Genomic DNA, 17,328 nt, shown 5'->3' on the forward strand with positions numbered 1-17,328 from the left:
AAGGAAACGCATGAAAGCAGCGCGCCCCGGTAAGTTGAGACGCCAGGAAGATCAGGCCAGCTTTGTCAGCTGGCGTTTTGCGTTGCTGTGCGGCTGCATTTTGCTGGCGATGGTTGGCCTGATGTTGCGCGTCGCGTACCTGCAGGTCATCAACCCCGATCGTCTGGTGAAAGAAGGCGACATGCGTTCGCTGCGCGTGCAGGAAGTGCCGACCGCGCGCGGCATGATCAGCGATCGCGCCGGCCGTCCGTTGGCGGTCAGCGTGCCGGTGAATGCGGTGTGGGCCGATCCGAAAGAGCTGAACGAGCGCGGCGGCATCACGCTGGACAGCCGTTGGAAAGCGCTTTCCGATGCGCTGAACATCCCGCTGGACCAACTCTCCAACCGCATCAACGCCAACCCGAAAGGGCGCTTCGTTTATCTGGCGCGCCAGGTTAACCCGGCGATCGGCGACTACATCCACAAACTCAAGCTGCCGGGGATCTACCTGCGGCAGGAGTCGCGCCGTTACTATCCGGCGGGGCAGGTGACGTCGCACATCATCGGCGTGACCAACATCGACGGGCAAGGCATCGAAGGCGTCGAGAAGAGCTTCGACCGCTGGCTGACCGGGCAACCGGGCGAGAGAACGGTGCGTAAGGATCGTTTCGGCCGGGTGATCGAAGACATCTCCTCCGTCGACAGCCAGGCGGCGCACAACCTGGTGCTGAGCGTCGATGAGCGCCTGCAGGCGCTGGTGTATCGCGAGCTGAACAATGCGGTGGCGTTCAACAAGGCCGAATCGGGCACTGCGGTGCTGATCGATGTGAACACCGGCGAAGTGCTGGCGATGGCCAACAGCCCGTCTTACAACCCGAACAACATGGCCGGTACGCCGAAAGAAACCATGCGTAACCGCGCCATCACCGATATTTTTGAACCCGGTTCAACCGTGAAGCCAATGGTGGTGATGACCGCGCTGCAAAACGGCGTGGTGAGAGAAAACAGCGTGCTGAACACCATCCCGTATCGCATTCAGGGCCACGAGATCAAAGACGTGGCGCGGTACTCGGAGCTGTCATTGACCGGGATCTTGCAGAAGTCGAGTAACGTCGGTGTTTCAAAGCTGGCGTTAGCGATGCCGTCCTCAGCGTTAGTAGATACTTACTCTCGTTTTGGGCTGGGAAAAGCGACCAATTTGGGGCTGGTCGGAGAAAGCAGTGGCATATACCCAAAAAAACAACGGTGGTCTGACATAGAGAGGGCCACCTTCTCTTTCGGCTACGGGCTGATGGTAACTCCGTTACAGTTGGCGCGAGTCTATGCAACGATCGGCAGCCTGGGCGTGTATCGCCCATTGTCGATCACCAAGGTTGACCCTCCGGTCGCCGGTGAGCGCGTTTTCCCTGAACCTCTGGTGCGCACCGTGGTGCACATGATGGAAAGCGTGGCCTTGCCGGGCGGCGGCGGCGTAAAAGCCGCCATCAAGGGATACCGTATCGCCATCAAAACCGGTACTGCGAAAAAAGTGGGCCCGGACGGCAAATACGTCAACCGATACATCGCTTATACCGCCGGCGTCGCGCCGGCAAGTAACCCCCGTTTTGCTCTGGTGGTCGTCATCAACGACCCGCAGGGTGGGAAATACTATGGTGGCGCAATCTCCGCGCCGGTGTTCGGCGCCATCATGGGCGGCGTATTGCGCACCATGAACGTCGAGCCTGACGCATTGCCCACCGGTGACAAAAGCGAATTAGTGATTAACAAGAAAGAGGGTTCAGGTGGCAGATCGTAATTTGCGCGACTTACTCGCCCCGTGGGTGCCGACGGCACCCGGGCGCGCGCTGCGGGAAATGACATTAGACAGCCGTGTGGCGGCTGCCGGGGATCTGTTTGTCGCCGTGGTCGGCCATCAAACGGATGGGCGCCGCTATATTCCGCAGGCCATCGCGCAGGGCGTCGCCGCTGTGATCGCCGAGGCTGACGGTCAGGCCGAAGACGGCGCCATCGTTGAGATGCACGGCGTGCCGGTGATCTACCTGAGCCAACTGAACCAGCGCCTTTCCGCGCTGGCCGGGCGTTTTTACCATCAGCCGGGCGAGCGCTTGCGCCTGGTCGGCGTGACCGGCACCAACGGCAAAACCACCACCACGCAGCTGCTGGCGCAGTGGAGCCAACTGCTGGGCGAAACCAGCGCGGTGATGGGCACCGTCGGCAACGGCCTGCTGGGCCAGGTGTGTCCGACCGAGAATACCACCGGTTCTGCGGTGGATGTTCAACACGTATTAAACGAGTTGGCGGAACAGGGCGCGACCTTCGCCGCCATGGAAGTTTCTTCCCACGGTTTGGTGCAACACCGGGTAGCGGCGCTGCCGTTCGCTGCGGCGGTCTTCACCAACCTGAGTCGCGATCACCTGGATTACCACGGTGATATGGCCAATTACGAAGCGGCCAAATGGTCGCTGTTCGCCGCCCACAACGTGGGGCAGGCGATCATCAACGCCGATGATGAAGTCGGTCAGCGCTGGCTCGGCAAATTGCCGGATGCGGTAGCGGTGACGATGCAGGACAACCTGCAGCCGGGCTGCCACGGCCGCTGGCTGAAAACCACGGCGGTCGACTATCACGACAACGGCGCGACTGTTCGTTTCAGCTCCAGCTGGGGCGACGGCGAGATCGAAAGCCGCCTGATGGGCGCGTTCAACGTCAGCAATCTGCTGTTGGCATTGGCGACGCTGCTGTCGTTGGGCTACCCGCTGGAGGCGCTGGTGGAAACCGGCAGCCGTCTGCAGCCGGTCTGCGGCCGCATGGAAGTGTTTAATGCGTCGGGCAAACCGACGGTCGTGGTGGATTACGCCCACACGCCGGATGCGCTGGAGAAAGCGCTGGAAGCCGCGCGTCTGCACTGCCAGGGGCAGCTGTGGTGTGTGTTCGGCTGCGGCGGCGATCGCGACAAGGGCAAGCGTCCGCTGATGGGCGGCATCGCCGAGCAGTTCGCCGATCGCGTGGTGATCACCGATGACAACCCGCGCACCGAAGAGCCGCGCGCGATTATCAACGACATCCTGACCGGATTGCTGGACGCCGGGCAGGCGCTGGTGATCCACGGCCGCGCCGAAGCGGTGACCAGCGCCATCATGCAGGCGCAGGAGCAGGATGTGGTGCTGGTGGCGGGCAAAGGCCACGAAGATTATCAGCTGGTGGGCAACCGCCGCCTGGATTACTCCGACCGCACGACGGTCGCCCGACTGCTGGGGGTGCTGGCATGATCCCTGTCTCTCTTCAGACACTGGCTGAGGTATTGAGCGCTGAACTGGTGGGCGCCGATTGCCAAATTGTCGAGGTGACGACAGACACCCGCAAGGTGACCGCCGGTTGCCTGTTTGTGGCGCTGAAAGGCGAGCGTTTCGACGCGCACGACTTCGCGGCGGATGCCGTAGCCGCAGGCGCCGGGGCACTGCTGGTCAGTAAGCGCTTATCAGTGGACGCGCCGCAGCTGGTGGTGCAAGACACCCGTCTGGCGCTGGGCCAGCTTGGCGCCTGGGTGCGTCAACAGGTGCCGGCGCGCGTGGTAGCGCTGACCGGTTCCTCGGGCAAGACATCGGTGAAAGAAATGACCGCCGCCATTCTGCGTGAATGCGGCGAAGTGCTGTATACCGCCGGCAACTTCAATAACGACATCGGCGTGCCGCTGACGCTGTTGCGTCTGGAGCCGCAGCATGATTTTGCCGTGATAGAGCTGGGCGCTAACCACATTGGCGAAATTGCTTACACCACCGCATTGACGCGTCCGCAGACCGCTTTGGTGAACAACCTGGCGGCCGCGCACCTGGAAGGCTTCGGCTCGCTGGCCGGCGTCGCCCAGGCGAAAGGTGAAATCTTTACCGGCCTGCCGGCCGACGGCGTGGCGATCATCAACGCCGATAACAACGACTGGCCGCACTGGCAGAGCATGCTGGGCGGCAAAACCGTCTGGCGCTTCTCGCCACAGGCCGCCGAAGGCGTGGACTTCTTCGCGGACGACGTGCGGGTGAACGGCGCAGGCACGCAGTTTACGCTGCACAGCCCGTTCGGCAGCGCCGAGATCGCACTGCCGCTGCCGGGGCGCCACAACGTGGCCAACGCGCTGGCGGCCACGGCGCTGGCGATGTCGGTAGGCGCCACCCTGGAAGCGGTGCGTCAGGGGTTAAAACAATTGCAGGCGGTGCCGGGACGTTTGTTCCCGGTGGCGCTGGCCGAAAGCAAGCTGCTGCTGGACGACAGCTACAACGCCAACGTCGGGTCGATGACCGCGGCGGCGCAGGTGCTGGCGGAGATGCCGGGCTACCGCGTGATGGTGGTCGGCGATATGGCCGAGCTGGGCGCAGAAGCGGAAGAGTGCCACCGTCAGGTGGGCGAAGCCGCCCGTCTGGCCGGGGTCGACAAAGTGATCAGCGTCGGCGGGTTGAGCCGCGTGCTGAGCGAAGCCTCCGGCAACGGCGAACATTATCAGGACAAGACAGCAGTGATCGCGCGCGTGGCGGAATTACTGTCGGAACATGCGGTCATCACCGTGTTAATCAAAGGTTCACGTAGTGCCGCAATGGAGCAGGTAGTACGCGCGTTACAGGAGAAAGCACCATGTTAGTTTGGCTGGCCGAGCATTTGGTCAAATATTACTCAGGCTTCAACGTCTTTTCTTATCTGACGTTCCGAGCCATTGTCAGCCTGCTGACCGCGCTGTTCCTGTCGCTGTGGATGGGCCCGCGGGTGATCAAGCGCCTGCAAGAAATGTCCTTCGGTCAGGTGGTGCGCAACGACGGCCCCGAGTCGCACTTCAGCAAGCGCGGCACGCCGACCATGGGCGGCATCATGATCCTGACCTCCATCACCATTTCGGTGCTGATGTGGGCTTACCCGTCCAACCCGTATGTCTGGTGCGTGCTGTTTGTGCTGGTGGGTTACGGCATCGTCGGTTTCGTCGACGACTACCGCAAGGTGGTGCGTAAGGACACCAAAGGACTGATCGCCCGCTGGAAGTATTTCTGGCAGTCGGTGATTGCGCTGATTGTCGCATTCGCCATGTACGCCGTAGGAAAAGACACGCCAGCCACCGAGCTGGTTGTGCCGTTCTTTAAGGACGTGATGCCGCAGCTGGGTCTGCTGTACATCCTGCTGGCCTATTTCGTCATCGTCGGCACCAGCAACGCGGTCAATCTGACCGACGGCCTGGACGGCCTGGCGATTATGCCGACGGTATTCGTGGCGGCCGGTTTCGCGCTGGTGGCCTGGGCGACCGGTAACATGAACTTCGCCAACTACCTGCATATTCCGTATCTGCGTCATGCCGGTGAGTTGGTGATCGTCTGCACCGCCATCGTCGGCGCCGGCCTCGGGTTCCTGTGGTTCAATACCTACCCGGCTCAGGTGTTTATGGGCGACGTCGGTTCGCTGGCGCTGGGCGGCGCGCTGGGCACCATCGCGGTGCTGCTGCGCCAGGAGTTCTTGTTGGTGATCATGGGCGGCGTGTTCGTAGTAGAGACGCTGTCGGTGATCCTGCAGGTGGGATCGTTCAAGCTGCGCGGACAACGCATTTTCCGCATGGCGCCGATTCACCACCACTATGAATTGAAAGGCTGGCCGGAACCGCGCGTGATCGTGCGCTTCTGGATCATTTCGCTGATGCTGGTGCTGATTGGCCTGGCAACGCTGAAGGTGCGTTAATCATGGCAGACTATCAGGGTAGAAAAGTCGTCATCATCGGGTTGGGCCTCACCGGCCTGTCCTGTGTCGATTTCTTCATGGCGCGCGGCGTAACGCCGCGCGTGATGGATACCCGTATCGCGCCGCCAGGGGTGGACAAACTGCCTGAAAGCGTGGAGCGCCATCTGGGCGATTTGAATCAGGACTGGCTGCTGGCGGCGGATCTGATCGTCGCCAGTCCGGGCGTCGCGTTGGCGACCCCGGCATTGAGCGCCGCAGCGGACGCCGGCGTGGAAATCGTCGGCGACGTCGAACTGTTCTGCCGCGAGGCGCAGGCGCCGATCGTGGCGATCACCGGCTCCAACGGCAAAAGCACCGTCACCACCCTGGTGGGCGAAATGGCGAAAGCCGCCGGTTGGGCGGTAGGCGTGGGCGGCAATATCGGCCTGCCGGCGCTGAGCCTGTTGCGTCAGGAATGTCAGCTGTACGTGCTGGAGCTGTCCAGCTTCCAGCTTGAAACGACGCATAGCCTGCGGGCGGCGGCGGCGACCATCCTGAACGTGACCGAAGATCATATGGATCGTTATCCATTTGGCCTGCAGCAGTATCGCGGCGCCAAACTGCGCGTGTATGAAAACGCCGCGGTGTGCGTGGTGAACGCGGACGATGCGCTGACCATGCCGGTGCGCGGCGCCGACGAGCGCTGCGTGAGCTTCGGCGCGGACGTGGGCGACTATCACCTGAACCGTCAGCAGGGGGAAACCTGGCTGCGGGTGCGCGGTGAGAAGGTGCTGAATACGCGCGAGATGAAGCTGACCGGCCGCCACAATTACACCAACGCCCTGGCGGCGCTGGCGTTGGCGGATGCGGTCAATATCCCGCGTGCCTCCAGCCTGAAGGCGCTGACCACCTTTACCGGCCTGGCGCACCGTTTCCAGCTGGCCTGGGAGAACAACGGCGTGCGTTGGATCAACGATTCCAAAGCCACCAACGTCGGCAGCACCGAAGCGGCGCTGAACGGCCTGCAGGTGGACGGCACGCTGCATCTGCTGCTGGGCGGCGACGGCAAGTCCGCCGATTTCTCACCGCTGGCGCGCTACCTGCAGGGCGACAACGTGCGTCTGTATTGCTTTGGCCGCGACGGCGCCCAGCTGGCGCAGCTGCGGCCGGAAGTGGCGACGCTGACCGAGACCATGGAGCAGGCGATGCGCACCATCGCCGGCCGCGTACAGCCCGGCGATATGGTGTTGTTGTCGCCGGCCTGCGCCAGTCTCGATCAGTTCCGTAATTTTGAAGTGCGCGGCGATGAGTTCTCCCGCCTGGCGCAGGAGCTTGGCGGATGAAACTACGCTTGCCGAACTTCGGGCTGACAGAACGGATGAAAGACTGGGTGACCGGCGCGCGCGATAACGACGCGGTCAACATGGTGCTGTACGATCGCACTCTGCTGTGGCTGACCTTCGGGTTGGCGATCATCGGCTTCGTGATGGTGACTTCGGCGTCGATGCCGATCGGCCAACGCCTGGCGGACGATCCGTTCCTGTTCGCCAAGCGTGATGCGTTGTACCTCGGCCTGGCGTTCGGCCTGTCGCTGGTGACGCTGCGCATCCCGATGGAAGTTTGGCAGCGCTACAGCAACGTGATGCTGCTGATGTCGATCGTGATGCTGCTGATCGTCCTGGTGGTGGGGAGCTCGGTAAACGGGGCCTCGCGCTGGATCGCGCTCGGCCCGCTGCGTATTCAGCCGGCGGAGCTGTCCAAGCTGTCGCTGTTCTGCTATCTGGCGAGCTATCTGGTGCGCAAGGTGGAAGAGGTGCGCAGCAACTTCTGGGGCTTCTGTAAACCGATGGGCGTCATGGTGGTGCTGGCGGTGCTGCTGCTGGCGCAACCGGATCTCGGCACCGTGGTGGTGCTGTTCATCACCACGCTGGCGATGCTGTTCCTGGCCGGCGCGAAAATGTGGCAGTTCCTGGCGATCATCGGCTCCGGCGTGTTCGCCGTGGTGCTGCTGATTATCGCGGAACCCTACCGTATGCGCCGCGTGACCTCGTTCTGGAACCCGTGGGCCGACCCGTTCGGCAGCGGCTACCAGCTGACCCAGTCGCTGATGGCATTCGGCCGCGGTGAGTTCTGGGGGCAGGGGCTCGGCAACTCGGTGCAGAAACTGGAGTATTTGCCGGAAGCGCACACCGACTTCATCTTCTCCATTTTGGGTGAAGAACTGGGCTATATCGGTGTGGTTTTAGCCCTGTTAATGGTATTCTTCGTCGCTTTTCGCGCGATGTCCATCGGGCGCCGCGCGCTGGAGATCGACCAACGCTTCTCCGGCTTCCTGGCCTGCGCGATCGGCGTGTGGTTCAGCTTCCAGGCGCTGGTTAACGTCGGCGCCGCCGCAGGCATGCTGCCGACCAAAGGTCTGACGCTGCCGCTGATCAGTTACGGCGGCTCGAGCCTGCTGATTATGTCGACGGCGATCGTGCTGTTGCTGCGAATTGATTATGAAACGCGCCTGACCAAGGCTCAGGCGTTTGTGAAGAGGTAAGGGATGAGCGGGAAACCTAAGCGTTTAATGGTGATGGCAGGCGGTACCGGTGGGCACGTGTTCCCGGGGCTGGCGGTCGCGCATCATCTGATGGCGCAGGGCTGGCAGGTGCGCTGGCTCGGAACCGCAGACCGAATGGAAGCCGATCTGGTGCCGAAGCACGGGATCGAGATTGATTTTATCCGCATCTCCGGCCTGCGCGGCAAGGGCCTGAAGGCCCAGTTGACGGCGCCGCTGCGGATCTGGCAGGCGGTGCGTCAGGCGAAAGCCATTATGCGCAGTTATCAGCCGGATGTGGTGCTGGGGATGGGCGGTTACGTTTCCGGCCCCGGCGGCCTGGCGGCCTGGCAGTGCGGCATTCCGGTGGTGCTGCACGAGCAGAACGGCATCGCCGGTTTGACCAACCGCTGGCTGGCGCGCATCGCCGCCAAAGTGATGCAGGCCTTCCCCGGCGCGTTCCCGAACGCCGAGGTGGTGGGCAACCCGGTGCGCACCGACGTGTTGGCGCTGCCACTGCCGGCGGAGCGGTTGCAAGGGCGCGAAGGCCCGATCCGTGTGTTGGTGATTGGCGGAAGTCAGGGCGCGCGCGTGCTGAATCAGACAGTTCCTGAAGTCGCGGCGCGTTTGGGCGATAGAATTACGCTCTGGCATCAGGTTGGCAAGGGCGCGCTGGAAACGGTGCTGCGCGACTACGAAAGGGTAGGGCAGACGCAGCACAAGGTGACCGAGTTCATCGATGACATGGCCGCCGCCTATGCCTGGGCCGACGTGGTGGTCTGCCGCTCCGGCGCGTTGACCGTCAGCGAAATCGCGGCGGCGGGGCTGCCGGCGATCTTCGTGCCGTTCATGCATAAGGATCGTCAGCAGTACTGGAATGCGCGTCCGCTGGAAGAAGCCGGCGCGGCGAAAATTATCGAACAGCCGCAGTTTAACGCCGATGTGGTGGCCGAACTGCTGGCGAGCTGGGATCGCAAGACGCTGCTGGCCATGGCCGAGAAAGCGCGCGCGGTCGCCATTCCGGACGCCACCGAGCGCGTGGCGGCGGAGCTGGTGCGGCTCGCCAAGTAACGAGTGCAGGGGTTCGGTGCGCCGAACCTGAATAAAAGCAATGTGATGTAGGGCCGGGGTACCGGATCCGGATTAGAGAGAGTGATGAATACACAACAACTGGCGAAACTACGTACTATCGTGCCCGAGATGCGTCGCGTCCGGCACATTCACTTTGTCGGCATCGGTGGCGCCGGCATGGGTGGTATCGCCGAAGTGTTGGCAAACGAAGGGTATCAGATTAGCGGCTCCGACCTGGCGCCGAATCCGGTGACCCAACAGTTGAGCGCGCTCGGAGCGACGATTTATTTCAATCACCGTCCGGAAAACGTGCTGGATGCGAGCGTGGTGGTGGTCTCTACCGCCATCTCCGCCGACAACCCGGAGATCGTCGCCGCTCGTGAAGCGCGCATCCCGGTGATCCGCCGCGCTGAAATGCTGGCGGAGCTGATGCGTTTTCGTCACGGCATCGCTATTGCTGGCACGCACGGCAAAACCACCACCACGGCGATGGTCTCGAGCATTTATGCCGAAGCCCGCCTGGACCCGACCTTCGTCAACGGCGGGCTGGTGAAGGCGGCGGGCACCCACGCGCGACTGGGGTCCAGCCGTTATCTGATCGCGGAAGCGGATGAGAGCGATGCGTCGTTCCTGCATCTGCAGCCGATGGTGGCCGTGGTCACCAACATCGAAGCCGACCATATGGACACCTACCAGGGCGACTTCGAGAACCTGAAACAGACGTTTATCAATTTCTTGCACAACCTGCCGTTCTACGGCCGCGCGGTGATGTGCATTGACGATCCGGTGGTGCGTGAGCTGTTGCCGCGCGTGGGTCGCCATATCACCACCTACGGCTTCAGTGAGGATGCCGACGTGCGCATCGAAGACTACCGGCAGATTGGGCCGCAGGGGCATTTTACCCTGAGCCGCCAGGATAAGCCGTTGCTGACGGTGACGCTGAACGCGCCGGGCCGCCACAATGCGTTGAACGCTGCGGCGGCGGTGGCGGTAGCGACCGAAGAAGGCATCGACGACGAAGATATTCTGCGCGCGCTGGCGGGCTTCCAGGGCACCGGGCGCCGCTTCGATTTCCTCGGCGAGTTCCCGCTGGAACCGGTCAACGGCAAAGCGGGCAGCGCGATGCTGGTGGACGATTACGGCCACCATCCGACCGAGGTGGACGCCACGCTGAAAGCGGCGCGCGCCGGCTGGCCGGACAAGCGTTTGGTGATGATCTTCCAGCCGCACCGTTATACGCGCACCCGCGATCTGTACGACGATTTCGCCAACGTGCTGTCGCAGGTGGATGTGCTGCTGATGCTCGACGTGTACGCCGCCGGCGAAGCGCCGATCCCGGGCGCGGACAGCCGTTCGCTGTGCCGCACCATCCGCAGCCGCGGCAAGCTGGATCCGATCCTGGTTTCCGATGCCGATAGCGTGCCGGAAACCCTGGCGCAGCTGCTGCAGGATGAAGACTTGGTGCTGGTGCAGGGCGCCGGCAACGTGGGCAAAATCGCCCGTAAACTGGCCGAGCTGAAGCTGCAGCCGCCGAAGAAAGAGGAGGAGCACCATGGCTGATAAAGTTGCAGTTCTGCTGGGCGGCACCTCCGCCGAACGCGAAGTTTCCCTGCAATCCGGCGCCGCGGTGCTGGCCGGGCTGCGCGAAGCCGGTATCGATGCGCACGGCGTCGATACCCGCGATTTCCCGGCGACCCAGCTGAAAGAGCAGGGGTTCACCAAAGTGTTTATCGCGCTGCACGGGCGCGGCGGCGAGGACGGCACCCTGCAAGGGCTGCTGGAGTTCCTCGAACTGCCTTATACCGGCAGCGGCGTGATGGCCTCGGCGCTGACCATGGACAAATGGCGCACCAAGATGGTGTGGCAGTCGATGGGCTTGCCGGTGGCGCCTTACGTGGCGCTGAATCGCCAGCTGTACCTCGGCGCCGAAAAAGCGGCGCTGCTGGCGCGTGTGGCGGATCTCGGTTTGCCGCTGATCGTCAAGCCGAGCCGTGAAGGCTCCAGCGTCGGCATGAGCAAGGTCACCGAAAGCGCTGCGTTGGAAGCGGCGTTGGAAGAGGCCTTCCGCCATGACGACGATGTGCTGGTGGAGAAGTGGTTGAGCGGCCCGGAATACACCGTGGCGATGCTGGGCGACCAGGTTCTGCCATCGATCCGCATCCAGCCGGCCGGCGTGTTTTACGACTATCAGGCCAAGTACATTTCGGACGATACGCAGTACTTCTGCCCGAGCGGTTTGAGCGCCGAGCAGGAAGCCGAGATGGCGGCGTTGGCGCTGCGCGCCTACCGCGGTCTGGACTGCAGCGGCTGGGGCCGCGTCGACGTGATGCAAGACAGCGATGGCCGCTTCTATCTGCTTGAGGTGAACACCTCTCCGGGCATGACCAGTCATAGCCTGGTGCCGATGGCGGCGCGCCAGTTTGGATTAAGCTTCTCGCAGTTGGTGGCGAGAATTTTGGAGTTGGCCGACTGATATGTCGCAAGCTGCCCTGAATGCGCGCGATCGCGAGGTGGATAACGGCCCGCGTCGCAGCAATGGAACCCAGTTGGCGGGAATGATTTTCCTGCTGATGGTGTTGGGAACGGTCGTGTGGAGCGGTTGGGCGGTGCTTGGCTGGATGAAAGACGCCAGCCGCCTGCCGCTCTCAAGGCTGGTGGTGACCGGCGAACGCCATTACACCACCAACGATGATATTCGTCAGGCGATCCTGGCGCTGGGCGCACCCGGCACCTTTATGACGCAGGATGTGGACGTCATCCAGCAGCAGATCGAACGTCTGCCGTGGATCAAGCAGGCCAGCGTGCGCAAACAATGGCCGGATGAGCTGAAGATCCATCTGGTGGAGTACGTCCCGGTGGCGCGCTGGAACGATTTGCACATGGTGGACGCCGAGGGCAAAGCGTTCAGCGTGCCGGCGGAGCGGGCGGGCAAGCAGAAGTTGCCGCTGCTCTACGGGCCGGAAGGGAGCGAGCAGGATGTGCTGGAAGGCTATCGGGCGATGAGCGCCACGTTGGCGGCCAGCAAATATACGCTGAAAATGGCGGCGATGACCGCGCGCCATTCCTGGCAGCTGGCGCTGGACAACGATGTCCGGCTTGAGCTGGGGCGCGATGACCGCAACGGGCGTTTGCAGCGGTTTATCGAGCTTTACCCGGTATTGCAGCAGCAGGGCCAGGCGGAGAGCAAGCGTGTCAGCTATGTCGATCTGCGCTACGAGTCCGGCGCTTCGGTAGGGTGGGCTCCGGTGTTGGTCGATCCGCAGGCGCTTGGCGGTCAGCAAAACAGTAATCAGCAACAGAATCAGGCACAGGCAAAACAACAATGATCAAGTCGACGGACAGAAAACTGGTAGTTGGACTGGAGATCGGTACTGCAAAAGTCTCCGCGTTGGTAGGGGAAGTTCTGCCCGATGGCATGGTCAACATTATCGGGGTGGGCAGCTGCCCGTCTCGCGGTATGGATAAGGGTGGCGTAAACGACCTGGAATCGGTGGTGAAGTGCGTACAGCGCGCCATCGATCAGGCCGAGCTGATGGCGGACTGCCAGATCTCTTCGGTGTACCTGGCGCTGTCGGGCAAACACATCAGCTGCCAGAACGAAATCGGCATGGTGCCGATCTCGGAAGAGGAAGTGACGCAGGACGACGTGGAGAATGTGGTGCACACCGCCAAATCGGTGCGCGTGCGCGACGAACACCGTATCCTGCACGTGATCCCTCAGGAATACGCCATCGATTATCAGGAAGGCATCAAAAACCCGGTTGGGCTGTCCGGCGTGCGCATGCAGGCCAAGGTGCATCTGATTACCTGCCATAACGATATGGCGAAGAACATCGTCAAGGCCGTGGAACGTTGCGGCCTGAAAGTTGACCAACTTATTTTCGCCGGTCTGGCCGCGAGCTACGCGGTGCTGACCGAAGATGAACGCGAACTCGGCGTTTGCGTGGTGGATATCGGCGGCGGCACCATGGATATGGCGGTGTATACCGGCGGTGCGCTGCGCCACACCAAAGTGATCCCTTATGCCGGGAACGTGGTCACCAGCGATATCGCCTACGCCTTCGGCACGCCGCCGACCGACGCGGAAGCGATTAAAGTTCGACACGGTTGTGCGCTTGGGTCGATTGTTAGCAAGGATGAGAATGTAGAGGTGCCTAGCGTCGGGGGACGTCCTCCGCGCAGTCTGCAAAGACAGACGCTGGCTGAAGTCATTGAGCCACGCTACACCGAACTGTTGAATCTGGTTAACGATGAAATTTTGCAATTGCAGGAGCAACTGCGTCAGCAAGGGGTGAAGCATCATCTGGCGGCAGGTATCGTGCTGACCGGTGGCGCCGCCCAGATTGATGGCCTGGCAGCCTGTGCGCAACGGGTGTTCCACACTCAGGTACGCATCGGCCAACCCTTGAACATCACGGGTCTGACGGATTATGCGCAGGAGCCTTACTACTCGACGGCGGTAGGTCTGCTGCACTATGGAAAAGAGTCTCACCTGAGCGGTGAGACAGAAGTAGAAAAACGCGCCTCGGTGGGCAATTGGTTTAAACGCATCAATAGCTGGCTGAGAAAAGAGTTTTAATGTTTCAACAAAGAGATCATGCTGAGTAATCTTTTTATGATCTCGCAGCGACAGGCACAAAACGGAGAGAAACTATGTTTGAACCAATGGAACTAACCAATGACGCGGTGATTAAAGTCATCGGCGTCGGCGGCGGCGGTGGCAACGCCGTTGAACACATGGTGCGTGAGCGCATCGAAGGTGTTGAATTCTTCGCTGTGAACACGGACGCCCAGGCGCTCCGCAAAACGGCGGTTGGCCAAACCATCCAGATTGGTAGCGGTATTACCAAAGGTCTGGGGGCGGGCGCGAACCCTGAGGTGGGTCGCAATTCAGCGGAAGAAGACCGCGAAGCCCTGCGCGCAGCGCTGGACGGCGCAGACATGGTCTTCATCGCAGCCGGCATGGGCGGCGGTACCGGTACCGGTGCGGCGCCAGTGGTGGCTGAAGTGGCTAAAGATTTGGGTATTCTGACCGTGGCCGTGGTGACCAAGCCTTTCAACTTCGAAGGCAAGAAGCGCATGGCATTCGCGGAGCAGGGTATCGCTGAACTGTCCAAACACGTGGACTCGCTGATCACCATCCCGAACGACAAGCTGTTGAAAGTTCTGGGGCGCGGCATCTCTCTGCTGGACGCGTTCGGCGCGGCCAACGACGTGCTGAAAGGCGCGGTGCAGGGTATCGCCGAGCTGATCACCCGTCCGGGCCTGATGAACGTCGACTTCGCCGACGTGCGCACCGTGATGTCCGAAATGGGCTACGCGATGATGGGTTCCGGCGTGGCTTGCGGTGAAGACCGTGCCGAAGAAGCGGCCGAAATGGCGATCTCCAGCCCGCTGCTGGAAGACATCGACCTGTCCGGCGCGCGCGGCGTGCTGGTCAACATTACCGCTGGCTTCGATCTGCGTCTGGATGAGTTCGAAACTGTGGGTAACACCATCCGTGCGTTCGCTTCCGACAACGCTACCGTGGTTATCGGTACCTCGCTGGATCCGGAAATGAACGACGAACTGCGCGTTACCGTGGTTGCAACCGGTATCGGTATGGACAAGCGTCCTGAAATCACTCTGGTGACCAATAAGCAGGCCAGCCAGCCAGTGATGGATCACCGTTATCAGCAGCACGGCATGTCGCCTCTGCCGCAGGAAGTGAAACCTGCCGCCAAGGTGGTCAACGACCAAGCTGCGCAGCCGAATAAAGAGCCCGACTATCTTGATATTCCAGCCTTCCTGCGTAAACAGGCAGACTAAGAATATCCTGAGAATTTGGAATCTCCGCTCTTTGTGCTAAACTGTCCCGCCGGCCATGCTGTATGCTTGGCTGGTAGGATGGATAACATTGCGAGATAAAACGATGATCAAACAAAGGACATTAAAACGTATTGTTCAGGCGACTGGCGTCGGTTTGCATACCGGCAAGAAAGTCACGCTGACAATGCGCCCAGCGCCGGCTAATACCGGGGTCATCTATCGTCGCACTGACTTGAATCCACCGGTTGATTTTCCGGCTGATGCAAAATCCGTGCGTGATACCATGCTCTGTACTTGCCTGGTGAATGAGCATGACGTGCGTATTTCGACCGTTGAGCACCTCAACGCCGCGCTGGCTGGGTTGGGCATCGACAATATCGTCATCGAAGTCGACGCCGCTGAAATCCCAATCATGGACGGCAGCGCCAGTCCGTTCGTGTTCTTGCTGCTGGATGCCGGCATCGAAGAACTGAACTCGGCGAAGAAATTCCTGCGTCTGAAAGAGACCGTGCGTGTTGAAGATGGCGACAAATGGGCCGAGCTGTCCCCGCATAACGGGTTCCGCCTGGACTTCACCATCGACTTCAACCACCCGGCTATCGACGCCAGCTCTCAGCGCTACCGTCTTGATTTCTCGGCTGAGTCGTTCGTGCGTCAAATCAGCCGCGCGCGCACCTTCGGGTTCATGCGCGATATCGAATATCTGCAGTCCCGCGGCTTGGCCCTGGGCGGCAGCTTCGATTGCGCCATCGTGGTAGATGACTATCGTGTGCTGAACGAAGACGGTCTGCGTTTCGAAGACGAGTTCGTACGTCACAAAATGCTGGACGCCATCGGCGACCTGTTCATGTGCGGCCACAACATCATTGGCGCGTTCACCGCGTTCAAGTCTGGGCACGCGCTGAACAACAAACTGCTGCAGGCCGTACTGGCCAAGCAGGAAGCGTGGGAATACGTGACCTTCCAGGACGAAGCCGAAATGCCGTTGGCATTCAAGGCGCCGTCTACCGTATTGGCGTAAGGTCTGAATTCCTCGCCTGCGAATAACGGCAGGCGCATCCTCTGAGAGCCTGAGAATTCAGGCTCGTGATGCCGTCTGATGTTTTGCAGTTGTGTCGCTGATTACTTATCACGACTGGTTGTGTTGGTACCCTCTCCGGCCAATGCAGCCAGCCGTTCCAATATCTTGCGCAGTTTCTCCGGGCTACGGCTCGCCAATCCTCTCAGCTCTTCCGCACTTTCCAGACTCAAATGCCGCATCGGCACGGGTTTTTCCGGCGCTTTCTCGGCGTTTTGCACCTGGTTGCTGCCTTTCGCCATCAAGGCCGGATTAATCCTGATGTCGATCGACGACAATGATGGTAGAATTTGCGCTCGTAGTGCAGACAGCAAAGCGGGTTGTTCGTAGCGCAAGCGCATCATCCAACTGGCATTTGCCGTTTCGAGCACTAAAATACCCTGTCGGAAATTCGCGACGCGGCACCAGGGATGCAGGGGAGCGGGCAACAGGCCCTTCACTGCACGGTTAAGCTTGAGCAGCGCCACCGCGCGTTGCTGGACGTTATGCAGCGGCCCTTTGCTGCCGGCAGACGCGTCGTCGAACAGGACATCTAATAATTGTGGACGGCTATCGCGCATAATGGGCTCCGGCGGATTATAAACTCGTGATCGGTATTCTAAATCGTTGGCGACAATTTGGCAGACGTTATTTCTGGCCCCATCTCCTGTTAGGGATGGTTGCGGCCACGCTTGGCGCGTCTTCCAATTTGTCCGGCGCTCCCGATCAGGCCGCGCTGCCGAATACGTCGTCCAGCCTTAACCGGCAAAATTCGGCCAACGGCACCTTCAACAGCCTGGCCCTGCTGCAGGACGCGCACCGCCGCCCTACCTTCAGCGTAGATTATTGGCAGCAGCATGCACTGCGCACCGTCATTCGTCACCTCTCTTTCGCGTTGGCGCCGCAGGCGGTTTATGCGCGGGTACAGGAGAGTGAAGCCGAAGCGGAACCGCCTTTGCAGGTAGCGCAACTGGCGTTGCTGTCTACCCTCAATGCGCTGCTGACGCATGAGCCGAAGCCGCCGACCATCATTCGCCACACCCACCTTGAGGTGCTGCCAACGCTGGCGCGGCACCAGACCGGCCTGTGGGTGGCTCAGGTGCAAGGCATTCGCGCCGGGCCCGTCGTTCTCGTCTGACTCCGCCCTTAGGGCATAAAAACCATAAATAATAGCAAGTTGACTGCCGCATTC

General features: G+C 61.2%; 15 protein-coding genes. 14 read left to right on the plus strand and 1 reads right to left on the minus strand.

Annotated features, from left to right (window positions below):
- Positions 1–10: 10 nt before the first annotated feature.
- From ACJ8OK_RS11775 to lpxC, 13 genes are all read left to right on the plus strand, one after another.
- The gene (locus ACJ8OK_RS11775) at positions 11–1,774 is read left to right on the plus strand and encodes a peptidoglycan glycosyltransferase FtsI (protein ID WP_004932790.1); all 1,764 of its coding nucleotides are present in this window, start codon (positions 11–13) and stop codon (positions 1,772–1,774) included.
- Entirely contained in the window at positions 1,761–3,248 is a 1,488-nt protein-coding gene (gene murE / locus ACJ8OK_RS11780; protein WP_442530598.1) for a UDP-N-acetylmuramoyl-L-alanyl-D-glutamate--2,6-diaminopimelate ligase, read from the plus strand. The genes ACJ8OK_RS11775 and murE overlap by 14 nt, the downstream gene beginning before the upstream one ends.
- On the plus strand, positions 3,245–4,606 hold the full coding sequence (gene murF, locus ACJ8OK_RS11785) for a UDP-N-acetylmuramoyl-tripeptide--D-alanyl-D-alanine ligase (protein WP_049277355.1): 1,362 nt from the start codon (positions 3,245–3,247) through the stop codon (positions 4,604–4,606). The genes murE and murF overlap by 4 nt, the downstream gene beginning before the upstream one ends.
- Complete coding sequence (gene mraY, locus ACJ8OK_RS11790) at positions 4,600–5,682, plus strand: phospho-N-acetylmuramoyl-pentapeptide-transferase (protein WP_004932782.1); 1,083 nt, start codon at positions 4,600–4,602, stop codon at positions 5,680–5,682. Before murF ends, mraY begins: the two co-directional genes overlap by 7 nt.
- Positions 5,683–5,684: 2 nt before the next feature.
- On the plus strand, positions 5,685–7,004 hold the full coding sequence (murD, locus tag ACJ8OK_RS11795; RefSeq protein WP_442530599.1) for a UDP-N-acetylmuramoyl-L-alanine--D-glutamate ligase: 1,320 nt from the start codon (positions 5,685–5,687) through the stop codon (positions 7,002–7,004).
- Complete coding sequence (gene ftsW / locus ACJ8OK_RS11800; protein ID WP_004932776.1) at positions 7,001–8,203, plus strand: cell division protein FtsW; 1,203 nt, start codon at positions 7,001–7,003, stop codon at positions 8,201–8,203. Before murD ends, ftsW begins: the two co-directional genes overlap by 4 nt.
- A gap of 3 nt (positions 8,204–8,206) precedes the next feature.
- Positions 8,207–9,271, plus strand: coding sequence for an undecaprenyldiphospho-muramoylpentapeptide beta-N-acetylglucosaminyltransferase (gene murG, locus ACJ8OK_RS11805; protein WP_004932773.1), 1,065 nt, complete (start codon positions 8,207–8,209; stop codon positions 9,269–9,271).
- Positions 9,272–9,355: 84 nt separating this feature from the next.
- Positions 9,356–10,831, plus strand: coding sequence for a UDP-N-acetylmuramate--L-alanine ligase (murC, locus tag ACJ8OK_RS11810; protein WP_028127852.1), 1,476 nt, complete (start codon positions 9,356–9,358; stop codon positions 10,829–10,831).
- Complete coding sequence (locus ACJ8OK_RS11815) at positions 10,824–11,744, plus strand: D-alanine--D-alanine ligase (RefSeq protein ID WP_004932764.1); 921 nt, start codon at positions 10,824–10,826, stop codon at positions 11,742–11,744. Before murC ends, ACJ8OK_RS11815 begins: the two co-directional genes overlap by 8 nt.
- Position 11,745: 1 nt before the next feature.
- Positions 11,746–12,597 (plus strand): cell division protein FtsQ, encoded by an 852-nt coding sequence (gene ftsQ, locus ACJ8OK_RS11820; RefSeq protein WP_004932761.1) that lies wholly within the window; start codon positions 11,746–11,748, stop codon positions 12,595–12,597.
- Positions 12,594–13,850 carry a cell division protein FtsA gene (gene ftsA / locus ACJ8OK_RS11825; RefSeq protein WP_004932758.1) on the plus strand — a complete coding sequence of 419 codons (1,257 nt, stop codon included), beginning with the start codon at positions 12,594–12,596 and terminating at the stop codon, positions 13,848–13,850. Before ftsQ ends, ftsA begins: the two co-directional genes overlap by 4 nt.
- Positions 13,851–13,924: 74 nt before the next feature.
- Positions 13,925–15,079, plus strand: a complete 1,155-nt coding sequence (gene ftsZ, locus ACJ8OK_RS11830; RefSeq protein WP_004932757.1) for a cell division protein FtsZ — start codon at positions 13,925–13,927, stop codon at positions 15,077–15,079.
- 103 nt (positions 15,080–15,182) lie between these two features.
- Positions 15,183–16,100: a UDP-3-O-acyl-N-acetylglucosamine deacetylase gene (lpxC, locus tag ACJ8OK_RS11835; RefSeq protein ID WP_004932754.1), complete on the plus strand. Its 918-nt coding sequence runs from the start codon at positions 15,183–15,185 to the stop codon at positions 16,098–16,100.
- Between the two features lie 101 nt (positions 16,101–16,201).
- Here the strand turns inward: lpxC and ACJ8OK_RS11840 are convergent, their stop codons facing one another.
- Positions 16,202–16,717, minus strand: coding sequence for a DUF721 domain-containing protein (locus ACJ8OK_RS11840; RefSeq protein WP_004932751.1), 516 nt, complete (start codon positions 16,715–16,717; stop codon positions 16,202–16,204).
- Between the two features lie 26 nt (positions 16,718–16,743).
- Here ACJ8OK_RS11840 and secM point away from each other — a divergent pair, with 26 nt between their 5' ends.
- Complete coding sequence (secM, locus tag ACJ8OK_RS11845) at positions 16,744–17,274, plus strand: secA translation cis-regulator SecM (RefSeq protein WP_004932747.1); 531 nt, start codon at positions 16,744–16,746, stop codon at positions 17,272–17,274.
- The last annotated feature ends 54 nt before the right edge of the window (positions 17,275–17,328 follow it).

The organism is Serratia sp. CY71090, assembly GCF_052166845.1.
GTDB classification, from domain to species: Bacteria; Pseudomonadota; Gammaproteobacteria; order Enterobacterales; family Enterobacteriaceae; genus Serratia; species Serratia nematodiphila.